Below are 18259 nucleotides of genomic sequence, written 5' to 3' on the forward strand. Positions count from 1 at the left end.
TTTATTAGAAAACCTTTAAACGAATCAATATGTGTATATAAAAGGCTCTTGATGCACATAAAGTAGGATTTTCGGTGCTTTATGCGCATCAAGAGCCTTTTTATGTCGTGTGTGGGGCGGCGGGAAAACTATTTTGTGTGAGAAAGAGCCGCTTTCCGCGCGCCCATCATCGCGCGCTGTACCCCCACTATTGAAGTCAGGACCAGCACGAAGCCGAGCATCGACAGCGGTGTCATGTTTTGCCCCAAGAAAATCCAGCCAAGGATAAATGCGGTGACTGGGCTGAGCGGTCCCAGGGACGCAATGACCGCGGGCGGCAGCTTCAAGAGCCCATAAAAATACACGCAGTAGGCGAGCGCTGTGCCCACCAGGCAGAGGAAGGCGTATCCGCCGATATTTGCGGCGGTCAGCGGTGGCAGCGGTTCCTCGGTCAGTAGGGCGATGGGCAGCAGGAATATTCCGCCCACGAGCAGCTGCCATCCTGTCATGGCGAGAGTCGAGAGAGACGATGTGCCCATGGAGGTGAAGAAAATTCCGCACGCCATAGCGACAGCCCCGGTGAGCGCCGCGAGAATGCCAATCACATCGAAGGTGGTGCTGGGGGATGCGACCAGCAGAATAATGCCGATAATGCCCATCAGTGCGGCAAGCCATGCCGATGCGGGAGTCGCTTTCTTAGCAACTGTTCGGGTGAGGACGAGGACGAAAATAGTTTGTGTTGAGCTGAGAATCGCCGCCAGTCCGCCGGGCAGGCGGTATGCAGAGACGAACAGCATCGCCTGGAATAGACCGATGTTGAGGATGCCGAGAAGAATAATTCGGCCCAGCTCGTTCTTGCGTGGGAACTCTCGGGTGATGAGCAGCAGCAGCAAACCTGCTGGCAGCACGCGGATCAGTGCGGCGGTGAAGGGACGGTTGGGCGGCAGAAACTCGGAGGTGATGAGGTAGGTTGATCCCCAAACCATGGGGACGAACGCCGTGATGATCAGCAGAGGAAGACGGTTTTTCATAGTTCTTCGTAGTCGGATAGATGTCTTGAGTTCAAGATAAATCCTAATCGCTTTTTGTCTTGAAAGCAAGATAAAATAGTAGTGAGTCGATTTTAGGAGGAATATGTCGAGCGCCCGTTCCCGCAGTAACCGCCCCGATGCCGTGGATATTATTATCGATCAGTGGAAACGTGAACTCCCCGAGTTGGCTTCTGAAAATATGGCTCTGATCGGTCGTCTTAAGCGATGCTCTATTCTGCTCGCGCCGCGCCTTGACGAGGTTTTTGCTGCCCATGATCTTAGTAATGGCGCCTTTGATGTGCTGGCGACGTTACGCCGCGCGGGTGCGCCCTATATTCTGACCCCGACCGAGCTTTTTGCATCGCTCATGGTTACTTCAGGCACTATGACAACCCGCCTGCAGAAGGTGCAGAAGCGCGGGTTCATTGAGCGCATCCCTAACCCGGATGATGCCCGCAGTATGCTCGTGAAGCTGACGGGTGCCGGGCGTGAATTGGTGGAAAAAGTCGTCTTCGAACACGTGGACAATGAGCGGCGTATTCTGGAAAAGCTGCCCGCTGAGACACGCCGTCAGCTGGATGCGGGGCTCGCCGAACTGATGCGGGTGCTGGAGGACGCGAAGAAGGGCTAGGGTGGCGCCACGTTAGGCTACCGTGCTTCATGGTTCCTCCGAGAGACACCTTTTGATATATTAGTAAATGCATTGATAATCAATGTATTTACTAATATACGCAATGGGACATAATACTCTCGTAGAAGGGAATACACGATGTGGAGCACCCAGCATTCTCAGATTACTGATGTCAGCATATCTGCCTTGTGGCGCACCTTTATTGCGGTGCACAGCGGCGAACTTACCCTGCCCGGTGGCGACCATTTTGAACCTGAACGGGAACTCGCAGTGGGTACACGTATCGCAATGACTCCTGCCGGTCAGGAACAGGTCATCTCAACGGTCACCGAGTTCGTGCCTGAAAAACGCTACGCCGACGAGACCCCGTTTAACGGTCTAACCCTGACCTTCCGTCACGAGTTTGAGCCGGTTAAGGAAGGCACACGCATTACTCACACCCTAGAAATCACAGGGGATGAGGCAGATACCATAGGTGCACACATAGGGCCTGGCATAAGCTCTGATTTTCCTGCCCAGATGAACGAGCTTATTAAGGCGGCGAGTGCATCATGAGTGTTAGCAGGTTTGCTAGCCCTGGTGCCGACAGCCCGGGGTTTGTGCTGTGGAAACTAACCCAGCGATGGCAGCGAGCGGTAGCTGATGCCCTGGAACCGCTGGGCGTTACGCAGACTCAGTTCGTGATTCTCGCCTGCGCCTACTGGCTAACTCAAAAGACCGAATCTGTACAACAGATCGATATTGCTAAAGCTGCTGGCATGGATGCACAAATGGTCTCTGACGTACTGCGGCGCCTAGAGAAAAGCGAGCTTGTGCAGCGTGTTTCAAACCCCGCGGACGGGCGGTCAAAGAATGTTCTTCTCACGGACGCGGGGCAGGATATTGCGATTCAGGCGATTCCCGCTGTCGAGCAGGTAGATGCACAATTCTTCGGTACAATGCGCTCGACAACTCTGGCGGACCTGCGGGCGGCACTTGAGAGGTGAATGGGTGGGCACTTCTCTCCGGGAGGCGAGCGCCTTCACGGTCTTTTGGTGGTGTGCTAAGCTGGAACCATATTTGCAAACTGGATGCCTGTTATAGGCAAGAGGAGCCGGTAGCGCCAACTACCAGCCCCTCTCTGTGAGTAGGGTATTACCTCAGGCTCTTAATCCAAGCTGAGATAAAGCCTACAATATGTGAAACGGCTTGAGCCGATCCATCAATCAGAATGTAGTTGATGAGGATCGCTTGGGCCGTTTCTACTATCTCGTAGAACAGCATTCCTACTCACCCCCTCTCTACCCTGAGAGTCATCACGGAATATAAATTTGCAAACTGTGCCGGTGACTCATTCCGGGAAGAGGGCACTCACAACTTTACCGCATGCTTTACAAGGAAATTTCGTGTGATTCTGGAGAATGCGTAAAAATGTGATTCTTCCATTTTTAAATTCTTTTTACGTGCACTAGGGACATTCCCTGAAGAAATATTGCGTCATAAAGCGTTATTCCATAACTTTGCCAGTACTCAGCATTGATACCAGCGTTACACCCAATCTACGATAGAAATATCCACCCCGGATTTTGTAAAATCTGCAATATCTTATTCAATCACCAGGAGACCCCATGCAGACCCTTATTATTAACGCCCACCCAGATCCCCGGAATAAAACCGCGTATTGCACCAACCGCCTCGTCGATTGCCTGACCGAGAAACTGCCGGATGCAACCGTGCTGAACCTCTACAACGAGGATATTCCCGAACTTACTGCCGAGACTCTGCCGGTCTTTAACGGCGCATACAGTGGGGATGGTAAAGATGCAGAGTTGAGCAAGGGCGCACAGCATTTTCTTGCGCGCAATGCCGAGCTGCTCGAACAGTTCAAGGCGGCCGACCGGGTGATTATCGCCATGCCCATGCACAATTTCACGGTGACCTCACGCCTGAAAGACTACCTGGACAACATCATCGTGCCGGGGCAGACCTTCCAGTACACTCGGGAGGGCCCGCAGGGTCTCATGGGCGGGCATAAAGCGCTGCTCGTGCAGTCAAGCGGCTCCGTATACAGCACCGGTCCGCTGGCACCGTGGGAGCAATCGTACCCCTTCCTGCAGACCGCATTTGGGATGCTCGGGTTCGACTCGACCGATATTGTGCGTGCCGAAGGCACCATGGACCCAAATATTGGCCCAGACGTCGCTGTTGAGCGTGCCTGCGCCGAGCTTGAACAAAAGCTGCCCGAGTTCCTTGCCTAAGGACCCAAGAACCGCTGGGTATAAGGAACACTAAGAAGCCCGATTAGCATGTAAAAAGGCTCTTTATTTGAATAAAGCGTTGAAAAACTCTCTTTATTCACATAAAGAGCCTTTTTGCGTGGGAGGTTAGAGAAGGAGGCCGGGGAGGGGCGCTGGGGAAAGCAGTGGGAGGAAGGGTTTATTTCTCAGTGGGAAACGCGACGGGTACAATAGAGTCCCCTGCCCGCATCCGGCATGTAGCGCTGACCGATATTACCTGAGCCATGCCGCCCCAGAGACGGGCGCACTGCACAGACCAAGAAACGCATCTTCATGACACATAAACCTACACACGCCCTGCCCGAAAATACCGGCGCGGCAGACAACCCCAACGCAGCCGCAAAACTTGGCACAGCAGCACCGTCCGAGGCGAACCCGCCCGTCACCGGTGCAGTCCCGGCGGTGACAGGCACCGTGCCCTCCACCACTGGCGCCATCCCGGCTGTGCCCGCACCTGATGCAGGCCCCGGGATGCCCAATATGGACGATCCCAAAAACATCTACCTGCTCAAAGATGCCCCCGTTTTCACAGCGCTTCTTTCCCTGGGTATCCCCATGGCGGCGGGCCTGGCGATCACCAGCATTTACAACGTCATTAACTCCTACTTTGTGGGTCACTACGGCACCGTCGAAGAGCTCGCCGCCACCGGATACGGCGTACCTGTTTTCGGTATCATCATAGCGATTGCGGGTGTGTTCGGTCTGGGCTCATCAACCCTGGCGTCGCGTCTGCTAGGCGAAGGTAACAAGGCACGTATTCGCAACGTAACCTCATTCGCCCTGTACTCTGCGCTCGCCTGCGGTGTGGTGGTCGCTATTGCCGGGTTCCTGTTCGCAGACCCGGTTACCGGGCTGATGGGCGCCTCCGGAGCATCCTTTGAACCGACCAAAACCTTCGTGCACCTGCTCTTTGTGGGTGCGCCGTTTTCGGTCGGTATGTTCACTCTGGAACAGCTGGTGCGTTCTGAAGGTTACGCCAAACAATCCATGTACGGCATTATCTGGGGTGTCGTCATCAACTCAATTTTCGATGTTTTATTGATTGCGGTTCTCGGCTGGGGTATCGCCGGTGCCGGTTGGGCGATGCTCGCCGCAAACGCCGCATCCATGGTGTACTACCTGCAGTTCCTTATTCGCAAGAGCCCCAACTTTTCGTGGAAACCCAGCGATTTTGTGATCGCTGGTGACATTATTAAACCCGTGTTCGCCGTGGGTGCCGCCGAACTGATTCAGAGTGCAAACCTGACCGTTTCCGCGCTGGTGCTCAACAATATTGCGGCAGGATACGGTGACGACTCCGTGGCCGCCTTTGGGCTGGCGATGCGCCTGAACATGGTACCCGAAATGCTGTGTATGGGTATCTGCATGGGCGGTATTCCGCTCTTCGCATACGCTTACGGTGCTCGCAATCGAGACCGAGTACGTTCGGCCTTGAAAACCGCCGCAATGGTATCGGTGGCAACCTCCATTATCTTCACCATCCCCGTTTTGATATTCCGTCACCAGCTGCTTGAGCTCGTGGGCGACTCCTCGCTGGTCGCCACCGGCGAGAAAGTGCTGATCGCGCTCATGCTCGCCGCCGTGTTCAACGCCGTGAGCATCGTGTTCGTCTCGTGGTTCCAGGCCGCCGGTAAAGGCTTGCCCGCCACGCTCATGACCCTGGGTATTGCGCTGCTCTTCTTCCCTGCGGTTATCTTCGGTAATATGTGGTTCGGGTTCGACGGCCTCACCTGGGCGTTCCCTTTCACCCAGATTTCGGCGTGTGTGCTGGGCGTGATCCTGTTCTTCGCAACCGGCGGTACCAAGGTGAAGGACACGGCAGCGAACGAGACTGCTACGGTGAAAGACCCCGCAAAAGCCTAGTCTCACCGCCGCCAACAGGGGCTGCAGCAGCGAAACACCATATGGTTTAGGCGGTGTTCGTTATTGCCGCGCCAATAGAGGTATGATGAGCGAGGCAAACAACCACACCCCACGCACGGAAACGAGCACAAAGGAAGAGGCGCGCGTGCACGAAACAACCGACAACACCCCTGCGTCGCGTGCGGCCGAAATCCTCGAATCCGGCGACGAAAGAAACATCTACTACCTCAAATCGGCCCCGCCCATGCGCGCCCTCCTGGCCCTGGGCATCCCCATGGCCACCGGCCTGGCGATTACCTCCATCTACAATGTGGTGAACTCCTACTTTGTGGGGCACTTCGGCACCGTTGAAGACCTGGCGGCCCTCATCTTCGGCTTTCCTGTTATCGGTGTCATCACCGCCCTGGCGGGCCTTTTCGGGGTGGGCGCATCCACCCTCACGGCGCGGCTGCTGGGCGAGAACAAAGCCGACCGCATCCCCGAAGTCACCTCATTCGCACTGTACGCGTCCCTGCTGTTCGGGGTGCTGCTGGCCCTGATCGGCGTGTTCTTCATCGACCCGCTCACCCACTTCATGGGCGCCTCAGGAGCCACCTACGAACCCACCCGCTGGTTCGTGACAATCCTGTTCATTGGCGCCCCGCCCTGGATGTGCATGTTCACCCTAGAGCAGCTGGTGCGGGCCGAAGGGTACGCCAAACAGTCCATGTACGGGCTGGCCTGGGGCGTGCTCGCCAACCTGGTGCTGGATGCGCTGCTCATTGGTGTGCTCCACATGGGCGCAGCCGGTTCCGGGTGGGCGCTCATGGGCTCAAACCTGGCGTGCATTATCTACTACATGCTGTTTCTGACCGCTAAAAGCAAGAACTTCTCGGTATCTCCCCGCGATTTCAAGCTCTCCGCCGACGTGCTCAAACCCGTACTGGCGGTGGGCTCCTCACAGCTGGTCTCTAGCCTGTTCCTGGTGGCCTCGGCTCTGGTGCTGAATAACCTAGCGGTCAAGTACGGGGATGCGGCAGTCGCCTCATTCGGTGTCTCAATCCGGCTGATTATGGTGCCAGAGACCCTGTGCATGGGTATCTGCATGGGCGGTATCCCGCTGTTCGCCTACGCCTACGGGGCACGGAATCGGGAGCGTCTGAGGGCCTCACTGAGAACGGCGGTGGCGCTGTCGGTGGGCACCTCGGCGGTGTTCTCCATCCCGGTGTGGTTTTTCCGGGACTGGGCGCTGTACCTGACGGGCGGACCCACCCTGGTTGAGGCGGGCGATAAGGTGCTCACGGCCCTGCTGTGCTCGACCGTGTTCCACGCGCTGGTGGTGCTGTGGATCTCCTGGTTCCAGGCGTGCGGCAAAGGAACAGCCGCGGTGGTGATGACCGCGAGCGTGGGTGTTTTCTTCTTCGTTACGGTGCTGGCGGGGGAGGCACTGTTCGGGTTTGACGGGCTCACCTGGGCGTTCCCGGTAACCCAGATGGCCTCGTGCGCGCTCGGCGTGGTGCTGTTCGCGGTAACGGGCCGCACCCGCGTGCCCGCAACAGCCCCCGATGCGGGCGCTTCCGCATCGGCAGAACCGGGAGGGCAGGCCGCTGGGAGTGTTGGCGCCGGAATATAACGGCTCACGCCTGCGCGTACACTAGAGGTATGCGTGAACTTCAGGAAAAAATCGTGGCCCAGATGGGCGTTCGCCCCAATATGACCGAAGAGCAAGCGCGTGAGGAAGTACAGCGGCGCGTACAGTTCCTCTGCGACTATGCGAAAGCGACCGGCACCCGCGGATTCGTACTCGGCATTAGCGGCGGCATCGATTCCACACTGGCGGGCAGGCTCTGCCAACTCGCCAGCGAAAAACTCAACGCCGAAGGATACCGGGCGCAGTTCATGGCGGTGCGCCTGCCCTATAAAACCCAGGTAGACGAAGAAGACGCGCAAAAAGCCCTCGAATTCATCGCACCCGACCGTGCCGTCACCTTCAATATTGCGGATGCGGTCGATGGGTTCGACACCGCCTACACGGCTGCCGTGGGCACGCCCATCAGCGACTTCAATAAGGGAAATATTAAGGCGCGTGCCCGCATGATCGCCCAGTATGCGCTCGCTGGCGACCCGTCCCTGCTGGTCGTCGGAACCGACCACGCGGCGGAATCTGTGACCGGTTTCTTCACGAAGTTCGGTGACGGAGGGGCGGATATACTGCCCCTTTCCGGACTGAACAAACGGCAGAATCAGCTGCTTCTGAGGGTTCTGGGCGCATCCGAGCGGCTGTGGGCTAAGCCGCCGACAGCCGACCTGCTTGACGGTATCCCCGGGCGCACCGATGAGGACGAGCTTGGCATCACCTACCCGCAGATCGACGACTACCTGGAGGGTAAAGAGATTGACCCCGTCGTCGCCGAAAAGTTGGAGAGCATCTACCTGCGCAGTCGGCATAAACGCACGGTTCCGGTGGGTATCGCCGATACGTGGTGGCATGTGAACTGACTCTGTCCGTGCGCCCCCTTTTAGCTTTATCCTTGAGATAGGGACGCAATCTCAGAGGAAGGACACAATGACCGAACCCACTTCTAACCCCAATGACTCCCGTATTAACCTCGACAAAACGGAGCAGCCGTCTCACCCGAGCGAGCCTCAGCCGGACCCCCACCCGCAGAGCTACCAGGGTCCCGCCGTTGGGCAGCCGCCCGCACCGGTGCCCTATGCAGCCCCCTACCCGGGCCAGTATCCTTACCCTGCTGAGTACCGGGCGGCTGACGCCCACACTATAGCGATGCTCGCCCACCTTTCGCTGCTGCTGTGGGGGTTCACCCCGCTCATCCTATGGGCTGTGTACAAAGATAAGCCCGGGTACGGGTTTACTAGGCGAGCCTGCGCCCGCGCGTTTAACTTTACGATGACCGTAATGATTGCTGAGCTCTCGGTGATTGCTTTTAGCCTGCTGAGTTTTCTGGTCTTGATGGGTATAACCGCCGGTAGCCGAGATGCGGCGGCGGTGGCCGCAGTAGTATTCATGATCGGTCTTATAGCGGTGTTGGGGATCGTGACTGTCATGCTAATTCTGGCCCTCATCTTCCCCATTATGGGGGCGATACGCGCCAACCGCGGGGAAGAGTACCGGTATCCCCTCCCGCACATAAAAATACTGGATGAAGACGGATAGGTGAACTGTCTCTCATAATACTCAAAAAACGCCCCCACCAAACCATCTGTTAGTGATGGGTGACACATATACGGTGTTGGGTGGCGTATCTACAAGACTATTCATCAAAATCTTGGTAGTCTTGCGGATATGGTACGTACCGCACCGTACCATTCACCGACCAACCGACCGAAAGTACATTATGAGTCAACAGAACTTTGACCCCAACCAGCCGAACTACAACTACAACCCAAATATGCAGCAGGGTATGGGGCAGCAGCCCTACGAGCAGGAAGCCCCGGACGCACGTTCCATGGCAACGTTTGCACACATTTCCCCGGTCCTGTCTCTTTTTGCGCCTCTGATCTTCTGGTTCATTTACAAAGATAAAACCGGGTATGGTCGCACCAAGGCTGCTGCCGCCCGCGCGTTTAACCTGGCGCTCACCTGGACCATTGTGGCGATTGTGTACATTATTGTGTGCGCCGTTATCTTCGGGGCAGGCGCGGCAGCATCAACAGCTCGAAATGTTTCTCCCCTGGTGGGAATAGCATCCCTGATGTACTTGCTGATTATCCCTGCCGGTCTTGTAGTTCTTATTTTCCACATTGTGGCAGCAGTAAAAACTAATAAGGGAGAGGACTACAAGTACCCGGTTCCCACCCTTAAGGTTCTGAAGGATAAGTAAAATTACCGTCCACTCAGGTAATAATGAAGCTGTGGCCTGGATTTGTACTATACAGATCCGGGCCACAACTTTATGCGCACACTGGCGAGAATTATCCCCGGTGAAGCACCCGCCGGGCGTACCGGTGAATCATCGTTGCCGCAGCCTCACGCCGCACCGTGGCGGCAGGTTTGAGCAGGGAAGTCTCCTCCATAAATATCTTCTTCTCATACGCCCAGGTGATCTCCCGGTAGAAACGCGCACCGGTGGGCACATCCTCAAAGGGGCTCTTCTCCGGGGGCGTGTAGGCGGGGGAGCCTGCGGCACGGTAGAAGAACGCGGCCATGGCCTCACGGGTGGCAGCCTCATGCGGGCGGAACGTGCCATCCGCCCAGCCGGTAGTAATACCCGCCTGGTGCATCCACGCGATCTCCTTATAGAACGGGTGGTTTGTGGGAACATCCGTAAACGGCGACTGCTGCGGGGGCGTGTAGGCGGGGGAACCGGCCAGCCGGTAGAAGAACGCCGCGGCCGCCCCACGCTCGGTATCTTCACCCGGGTGGAAAGTGCCGCCCGGGTACCCGCGTGTAATTCTGCGTTCGGCCAGCCAGTCAATGTCGGGGGTGGCTGTGTTCGCATCGTTCACGTCCGTAAACCGGGCCCGCACCGTGTTGTGGGTGTTCTCCCCAGAGACATTCAGCACCTGCGCCCGATCACCTGTGGCACCCCGGGCGCCGTTCAGGTTACCAGTGGAATTATGCAGGTGCAGCAGAAGCAGCTTACCTTCTGCCCCTTCGGTGCGGTGCACCGTCAAAGACGCGTTGGGCGCATCAACGAACAGCCCCGGCACGCCTGAGGCGGTACCGGTGAACCAGAAGGCGGGTGTGAACGGGTTGAACTTTACCGCTTCGGTCGCATCAACAATGGGTGTGGTGGCGTACGAGGAGGTGGTGGCCACCGTGTATGAGAGAGCTCCCGGGTTTTGGGCGCTCAGCCCCAGCAGCCGCAGCGGCACCCCCATAATGAGGGTGTTGCTGTCCATGGTGTTCGTGTCGGTGCTGCCCCAGGTGTTATTGAGCGGGTAGAGCGCCCCGTCCACCGGAACCCACCGGCCGTTATCGGCACGGGAGAGCTGCACCAGTGGGTAGTCCACCCCGGCGGCGCGCATCGTGTGCAGGCGGTAGTCGTTGGTGCCGTCCCCGTCAGTGTCAATAAACACGTAGTAGGTGCTGCGCGGGGTCACCTCGGACCAGTTGCCCCAGGTTGAAATACCAAAATAAAGCGAACCATCGTTCGGGTTTTTGCCTGCGGCGGCCAGTGCGGCAGCATCCGATGCGGCACCCGCGTACTGAATATCCGCCCGCTGGTCGCTGCTGACCGACAGGTCCTCGGTGGGAATATGCCCGCTCGTGACCCCCAGCTCAAAAGCCCCCAGCAGCGACCGGTACCCGCCCTGATCCACACCCGTACCGGACAGCGGCAGCTGCGCCTGCTGCTGGCCTCGCTCAAACTGCACCTCCGCAGCGGCCACCCGCATCTTTGACACCAGCTTCGGGGCGGCGTGCACCGGCACCCGCAACGTGGTGTCGCCCTCGGTGAGCACCACCTGCCCGGATGCGCTCGCAACATACTGGCGCGCCCCAAAAGCAACCACCTGCCCGTCTTCACCAGTGGAACGCTGGGTGGTGTTTGCGGTCGCCTCAGCGGTTTTCGCCAGGGCGGCGGGGTCCACGGTGAGGGTGACGGTGAACGTTGTCCTCCCGCCCGGGGGTACCGTCACGCTCTCAGGCAGGGAGTAAGCAACCCCCGAGATTTCGGTGCTGGCAGTGTACGAAAGCAGGTAGGTGTGCGCGATAGTGTCAGTATTTTCCACCACCATTTCACGGCGGAGAACAGACACCGGCGCATCCGGGGCGTATTCGAGTACCCCGAACGTGTCTGAAACCTGCTCCGGGCGGGCGGCGTTATAGACGAGCACACGGTTATTCACGGCCTTGGCGGAGTCGATGCGGCCAGAACCCACCCGATCCGGCGGGTAGGGGCGGTTGTGGGCATCATGCACGGGGTGCGCGGCAGTGTTCATCAGGGTGGCTTTAAGCTGCTGCGGGCTGTAGCTGCGGTGCTCTTCCACAAGCTGCGCGGCCACCCCGCAGACGTAGGCGGCAGACATGGAGGTGCCCGTGAGCGTACTGGCCCCTGCACCTGAGCCCGCCCGGGCTGAAGCGATACCGGTGCCCGGGGCAGACACATCGGGTTTAATACTGCCCCACGAGCCGTGAGCGCCCCGCGCCGATGCCGGGTTAGGCTGATCCGCCGCCCCGGTTTCGATGCGCGCACCGGTGCGGAGAGCATCGTCTAGTCGCAGGGTGAGGGTGCCTGAGGCCAGCGCCGGGCGGATCTTCTCGGCCTGCTCTGAGGGCAGCAGCACCCCGGGCAGGGCCGCAGTGCCAGCGATATCGGTCAGCGGCTGCCTGGTGCCAAGAACCACCCCAGCGCCGCCAGCCCGCTCTACATTGGCGAACCGTACCGCCGAACCGCAAGGCACGGCACCGCTTGTATTGTCCCAGTCAAGGTACACCCATTTCCCTTTGAGCCTGGCGGCCTCTTCAGCGGTGAACGGGGCACACCCGTACAGGTTCGAGGCGGGGGCTTTCACCACCTGGCCGGTGAGCTCACCCTCCCTGTACCGTGCATAATCATACTTTGTGGTGTACCGGCCGTATATTTCGCTCGTGCCAGCGGGGGAGAGCACTTTCACCCGGTCAGCAGACTGCGTGGCGCCCATAGAATTCGCCACAGTGAGCGCGTACGCGCTGGTTGCCGGGCCACCGGAGATAGAGTAGGTGTCGCCAGCACCGTTCTGGGATGCGGCATTCCCCGCGGCGGTCACCGTAAGAACACCCTGCCGGTACAACTCACCTATTGCATAGTTAGTCGATTCATCGAATACACCGTAGTCTGTTCCGGCCGAAAGGTTCACAATATCCGCCCGGTCACTGAAATCCCCATCGTCGTTCGGGTCAAGCACCCGGTCGAGAGCCTTCAGCGTGAGCGCCGACGTTCCCGCACACCCAAAAATACGGAAGGCCACCAGGCGCGCCTCCGGGGCGGCCCCGGGGGCGATGCGCATCCTGTGCAGCTCATCGGCGCTGAGCGCGGAGTAATCCCCATGAAAGGCAGTATTATCCGCCGCCACACCGTACCCGGCGATAGTGCCCGCCACGTGGGTGCCGTGCCCGCTGCAGTCAAGAGGATTCGCGTCCGGGATGGGCAGGGCATGCTCCTTAGTGCTGGCATTATAGCCATCCCCGGCCATATCGTACCCGCCCACAAGCTTCTGCGGGTCGTACAGCCCATCCGGCAGGGTGGCCGAGTCCTTCGCCCGCCGGTAGGCCTCATCGGTGCCGGGCCCGCCCAAATCGGCGTGGGTGTAGTCGATGCCGGTATCAATGACGGCCACCGTAACGTTACGGCCCGTGTACCCGTACCCGCCGGTGTTGTTCTTCTGCGCCCAGGTGGTGAGCGTATCCGTGTGCACGGCGGTACCCGCGTTCTGCGGCCGCACGTTCGTAATAACGCTAATGCGCGCCACATCCTGCCGGGCCGCGAGCTTACGGATCTGCTCAATATCGCCGTAGAGCCCGACCCCGCGCACCGTGTTCACGGTGGTGTACAGTATTTTTGAGCTGGTGGCCTCAGCAGCCGTGCGTGCCCGCTCGTTGACCCAGGCGTGGATGGAACGCACCTCATCCCGTTTGGCCGCGTTCTGCTCCCGGGTGGCGTGGCCGGCCGCGGGGCGGGTGAGCTCATAGGCGCCGGTGCCTTTGAACTGCACAAAAACCGCTGTTTCACCCGATGCGCTGGCGGCTGAGGGGCTAATAATATTCTGATCTCTGCTGGTTTCTGCGCCCTGCTGGACACTGCTATCCGGTGTATCTGCGGCGAAAACCGGGAAGGCGGTGGTGGTTACTAACGATAAACTCAACGCTGTGGCAAGAGTGCATCTTGCCTGCCCCATGAACTTTCTCGCCATAGACAGCTCCTTGATATGTGGTTGGTGCGCAGAGTGAACGAGATAAGAGTACCGAAAACTTTCGGGACGTATCGGGCGGCTGTGCGGGGGCACTCACGGTTTAACCACAAAAAACAACAGTAGACTAATAATTATTAGTGCATCTCCTTGTTTTTACTGGCACTAAGACTAGAAAATATTCGGAATACTTGTGCAATATCACGGTATATGAGGCTTATTTTGAGGTGCGCCTCGCCTGCAGTTTTCTATAACTATGCGGCTCATCCTTAGCGCCCCACCCACACCGCACAGAAAACCCGACCGCCAATAACCCCTCAGGGGCCACTGACGGCCGGGAAACCAGCCAAAGCGCCAGGCGTCCAGCCAATAGTAGGGCGCCCAATAGCGTAAGACTACGGCACAGACACCCGGCAGCTGGGGCGCTACCGCTTACTCAGCACCTTCTCGTGATACCGGTACAGGAACGCGGCCATCGCATCGCGGTGAATCGGCTCACCGGGGCGGTACGTGCCGTCGTCCCAGCCCTTCGTGATGCCCTGCTCAGCCAGCCACGCGATCTCCTTGTAGAACTGGCTGTCGGCAGGAACATCCGCAAAAGGCGTCCGGGCGGGTGCCGCAAACTGCGGGGAACCCGCATTCCGGTAGAAGAACGCCGCCATCGCATCACGGTTCACCGAATCGGAGGGGCGGAACGTGCCGTCACCGTAGCCGGTGGTGATGCCGCGGGCAGCCATCCACTCAATCTCCTTATAGAACGGGTGATTCGTGGGCACATCACTAAACGTCGGCTTCGTCGGAGGCGTAAACTGCGGCGAACCATTCAAACGATAGAAGAACGCCGCCATCGCCCCGCGCTCCACATTCTCGCCCGGGCGGAACGTCCCATCCGGGTAGCCGAGCGTAATCTGCCGCTGCGCCAACCAGTTAATCTCCGTATAGAACTGGTTATCGGCCGGAACATCCTTAAACCGGGCGTCACGGCTATTAGCAGATGCGGCACTCACCTCAACCACCTGGGCACGCTCGCCATGCCCGGCACCAATGCCACTCAGATCACCGGTGCCGTTATGCATATGCAGGAACAGGGCCTTAGCCTCAAAAGCCCCCGCCTGCCGGTGCGCCGTCAACTCAGCACCAGCACGGTCAGCGAAGAACCCCGGCACACCCGCCGAATCGCCCTCAAACCACACCTTCGGCGCGAACGGGTTGAACGTGGCCTTCTCCGTGCGGTCCACATAATCAGAGCCCTCATTCAACCAGGTGTTCGTGAACACGGTGTAGCTAATGTCCTTCGCGTTCGCTGAGGTCAGGCCCAGATCCTTCAACGGGACGCCCAGCACCATCACATTGGAATCCATCATGTTCGTATCGGTATCGCCCCAGGCACTATTGAGCGGGTACTGGTTAATGAAATCCCACTTGTCCCCGGTTGCCTTCCACACCTTCACCAGCGGGAAATCCAGGCCCTTCTCGCGCGCCACCTCAAGCACATAGTCCCGCTGGCCGTCCCCGTTCGTATCAACCGAAACCTCCACGCTGCGCCCAGAATGCAGCACATCCCAGTTCGACCATGTTGAAATCCCAAAATACAGGTTTCCCTCATCCGGGTTCTTCCCGGCAGCAGCCAGCGCCGGGGCATCCGAGGCGGCACCCACATACTGCACATCAACCACCTGATCCGACGCCACCGTGAGGTTCTGCGTTGGAATACGGCCGCTGGCGGCGCCCAGCTCAAACACGCCCAGCATCGACCGGTACCCGCCCTGATCCAAGGTGGTGCCCGTAAGCTTCACCTTCTGCTCAGCACCGGTGCCGAACTCAATCTTTGAGGTGTCCGCGCGCATCGCCGAAACCGGTTTAGGGGCCACATGCACCGGCACGCGCATCGCCTCGGTGCCGTCCTCCTTAAACACCACCCGGCCGGATGCGCTCGCAACATACTGGCGGTCCCCCTCGGCGGTGGTTTCGACCTTATCGCCCACGACGTTGCGTGAGCTCTGGTGCTTTTCCAGCGCGGGGTCCCTGGTTTTCTCCAGTTTCGCCGGGTCGATGGTGACGGTCACCGTCACGTTCTTCTTCTCGCCCGCCCCCACGCTCACCGTGGACGGCAGGGAGAAACTCACCCCCGGGATGCTGGTGCTTGCCACATACTCCGGGGTGTAGGTGTGTGCCCGCGAGTCCGTGTTGTCGAGGGTGATGTCGCGGGTTACGGTCTGCACCCCCGAGTCCGGGGTGTACTCCAGCACGCCGAACGCTGTTGATACGCGCTCTGGCTGTTTCGTATCGTACGCCAGCACCTTAGCCTCAACAGCGGCCTTGGCGTTAATCATGCCGGACCCTACCCGGTCCACAGCGTACGTGTGCCCCTGGGAGTCTTTCAGGTCGGTGTTCGCCCCGTTCATCAGGGCAGCCTTGAGCATGGTGGGGGAGTAGTCCTGATGCGCCTGCAGCACCAGTGCCGCCACCCCGGATGCGTGGGGTGCCGCCATGGAGGTGCCCGTGAACGCAACCCCCTTGGTGCCGCCGCCCACGGCTGCTGAGACGATCTCGGCGCCGGGGGCCGCCACATCCGGTTTAATGTACCCGTCTGAGCCGTGCTGCCCGCGCGCCGATGAGGACACCAGGCTCAGTGCCTTACTGTGTGAGGTGCGGCCCTGAGTCTTGTAGTCGTTGTTCAGCTCAACCCGCAGGGTGCCGTCGTTGATTGCCGTGGCCAGCTTGTCGGTGGCGCTTTGAGAGAGCATAAAACCGGGGATCGTGGCGTTACCCGCGATACCGACCTCGTGCCGTTCCTGCACCGACCCCAGGATGACGCCTTGACCGCCGGCGGCCTCCACATGGTTGAACCGCACCGCTGAGCCGCACGGGAATTTTCCGGTGGCCGGATCTTCCCAGTCGATGTACACCCATTTGCCCTTAAGCTGCGCCGCGTCCTGCTCGGAGAACGCTTCGCAGCCGTACCGGTTGGATGCTGGGGCTTTCACCACCTCACCGGTGAGCTTGTCGGCGCTTGCAGCGGCGTAGCCGAAACTGGAGGTGTACACGCCGTTCACGAACCCGGCCTGCTGTTCGGGGGCGAGCACTTTCATCTGATCCGTCGGCTGGGTGGTGCCGTAGGCGTTCGCTACTGACAGTCCTGCGGCGGCGTTGGCGGGGCTGCCCGAGTTGGAGTAGGTGTCGCCCACCCCGTTGTAGTTATTGGCGTTACCGGCTGCGGCGACCGTGAATACGCCCTGCCGCGCCATCGTGTTCACAATATACGATTCGGGGTCGTCCACAGGCGCGAATTCGCCGCCCAGCGACAGGTTCACAACGTTCGCCTTATCCGAGAAGTCGCCGTCGCCGTTGGGGTCCATTACCGTGTCGAGGGCTTTAATGACCATGTGGGTGGTGCCGTGGCAGCCAAACACGCGAACCGGCAGGATTTTAGCCTCTGGGGCGGTGCCGGGCCCGATTTTCATCTGGTTCAGCTGTTCTGCGGTGAGTTTGGAGTAGTCGCCGCGGAAGGTGGTGCCGTCTTGGTTTACGCCGTACCCGGCGGCGGTGCCCGCAACGTGCGTGCCGTGGCCTCCGGAGCCGAACCCGTCGGGGCGGCAGTCCAGCGGGTTGTTGTCGGGGTGCGGGGTGTTCTGTTCGGTGTTCGTGGAGGAGGCGTTGTAGCTGTCTCCTACCAAGTCCACGCCCGCAGCGATCTTATTGCGGTCAATCAGCCCTGAATCTGCGGAGGGCAGCTCGGGCATGTCTTTCGCTTTCTGGTATGCTTCGGCCGTGCCGGGGCCGCCGAAGTCGGAGTGCGTGTAGTCCACACCCGAATCGACCACGGCAATGGTCACGTCTTTGCCCGTGTACCCGGTGTTTTCGCGGGTCCAGGTGTTAACGGTTTTGGTGTCTACCACGCTGGAGGCGTTCTGCCGTTCCTTGGCAATAATGGGGGTGATGCGCTCCACATCGCCGCGGTGCGCAAGTTCACGGATCTGCGCAGCATTCCCTTGGAGTACCACGCCGCGGGCGGTGTTGTGCACGGTGTACAGTGCCTGGGAGCTGGACTGGCGGGCCGCCGCCTGTGCTTGTGATTGCACCTGGGTTTTGATGGCTTGGACTTCGGCCTGCTTATTGGTGGGTGCTTGTTTGTTGGCTAGTACTGCGGCGGATTGGGTTTGTTCGTATGCGCCTTTGCCTTTGAATTGTACGAAGACTGCGATATTGCCTTCCGCTTTTTTCATGCCGGGGCTGAGTACGTCCTTGGCGGTATCCCCCGAGGTGACGATACCGGTTTCATCAGCAGGGGGCTGTACGGCTGAGGCCGGTGCTGCGGCGCTGAGGGTGAGTGCTAAGCCCATTGTTGCGGCCAGGCAGCTTTTGGCGAAAAGCCGTGGGTCGGATAGTGGTCTCATGATGGTTTCCTGACTATAGGTAACGTGATATGTGTGAGCTACGGCATATCAGTGTGATTTACTTTAGCATGAGATTTAATAATTCCTGGGTGCTCTATTCATCTGTTTTTAAAGCATTATCGGGGCAATAAAAATCCCAATATTTTTGGTACGCAACGTAAATATGCGGTGTGTAATATCCATCCTCCTCAAAAATATGGCGTTTTAGGTCTGAATAAACCCTGCCGCCCTATGGCGCGTAGCTTTTGGGCG

The 18259-nt window shown here is 59.0% G+C and carries 12 protein-coding genes; 9 read left to right on the top strand and 3 right to left on the bottom strand.

Going from position 1 to position 18259, the window contains the following annotated elements:
* Nucleotides 1-128: 128 nt before the first annotated feature.
* Entirely contained in the window at nucleotides 129-1010 is an 882-nt protein-coding gene (locus I6I94_RS06950) for an EamA family transporter (protein ID WP_201620548.1), read from the bottom strand.
* A 103-nt stretch (nucleotides 1011-1113) separates the two neighbouring features.
* Between I6I94_RS06950 and I6I94_RS06955 the strand changes: the two genes are divergently transcribed.
* The 9 genes from I6I94_RS06955 to I6I94_RS06995 all read left to right on the top strand — a co-directional run bounded on the left by I6I94_RS06955 (nucleotide 1114) and on the right by I6I94_RS06995 (nucleotide 9601).
* Nucleotides 1114-1641, top strand: coding sequence for a MarR family winged helix-turn-helix transcriptional regulator (locus tag I6I94_RS06955; RefSeq protein ID WP_128087168.1), 528 nt, complete (start codon nucleotides 1114-1116; stop codon nucleotides 1639-1641).
* Between the two features lie 138 nt (nucleotides 1642-1779).
* On the top strand, nucleotides 1780-2196 hold the full coding sequence (locus I6I94_RS06960; protein WP_128087167.1) for an SRPBCC family protein: 417 nt from the start codon (nucleotides 1780-1782) through the stop codon (nucleotides 2194-2196).
* On the top strand, nucleotides 2193-2627 hold the full coding sequence (locus tag I6I94_RS06965; protein WP_128087166.1) for a MarR family winged helix-turn-helix transcriptional regulator: 435 nt from the start codon (nucleotides 2193-2195) through the stop codon (nucleotides 2625-2627). The genes I6I94_RS06960 and I6I94_RS06965 overlap by 4 nt, the downstream gene beginning before the upstream one ends.
* A 621-nt stretch (nucleotides 2628-3248) precedes the next feature.
* Nucleotides 3249-3878 (top strand): FMN-dependent NADH-azoreductase, encoded by a 630-nt coding sequence (locus I6I94_RS06970; RefSeq protein WP_128087165.1) that lies wholly within the window; start codon nucleotides 3249-3251, stop codon nucleotides 3876-3878.
* Nucleotides 3879-4190: 312 nt separating this feature from the next.
* Nucleotides 4191-5780, top strand: coding sequence for an MATE family efflux transporter (locus I6I94_RS06975; protein WP_128087164.1), 1590 nt, complete (start codon nucleotides 4191-4193; stop codon nucleotides 5778-5780).
* 85 nt (nucleotides 5781-5865) lie between these two features.
* A complete protein-coding gene (locus I6I94_RS06980) occupies nucleotides 5866-7392 on the top strand; it encodes an MATE family efflux transporter (RefSeq protein ID WP_236588834.1) in 1527 nt (508 codons plus the stop codon).
* A gap of 29 nt (nucleotides 7393-7421) precedes the next feature.
* On the top strand, nucleotides 7422-8258 hold the full coding sequence (nadE, locus tag I6I94_RS06985; protein ID WP_128087162.1) for an ammonia-dependent NAD(+) synthetase: 837 nt from the start codon (nucleotides 7422-7424) through the stop codon (nucleotides 8256-8258).
* 67 nt (nucleotides 8259-8325) lie between these two features.
* The gene (locus I6I94_RS06990) at nucleotides 8326-8934 is read left to right on the top strand and encodes a DUF4870 domain-containing protein (RefSeq protein WP_201620549.1); all 609 of its coding nucleotides are present in this window, start codon (nucleotides 8326-8328) and stop codon (nucleotides 8932-8934) included.
* A 181-nt stretch (nucleotides 8935-9115) separates the two neighbouring features.
* Nucleotides 9116-9601, top strand: coding sequence for a DUF4870 domain-containing protein (locus I6I94_RS06995; RefSeq protein ID WP_172425631.1), 486 nt, complete (start codon nucleotides 9116-9118; stop codon nucleotides 9599-9601).
* Nucleotides 9602-9692: 91 nt separating this feature from the next.
* Here the strand turns inward: I6I94_RS06995 and I6I94_RS11550 are convergent, their stop codons facing one another.
* Nucleotides 9693-13613, bottom strand: a complete 3921-nt coding sequence (locus I6I94_RS11550) for a S8 family serine peptidase (protein WP_279755233.1) — start codon at nucleotides 13611-13613, stop codon at nucleotides 9693-9695.
* A gap of 422 nt (nucleotides 13614-14035) precedes the next feature.
* Nucleotides 14036-18007, bottom strand: a complete 3972-nt coding sequence (locus I6I94_RS07005; RefSeq protein ID WP_201620550.1) for a S8 family serine peptidase — start codon at nucleotides 18005-18007, stop codon at nucleotides 14036-14038.
* Nucleotides 18008-18259: the final 252 nt, after the last annotated feature.

The organism is Rothia aeria, assembly GCF_016726365.1.
Taxonomy (GTDB): Bacteria; Actinomycetota; Actinomycetes; order Actinomycetales; family Micrococcaceae; genus Rothia; species Rothia aeria.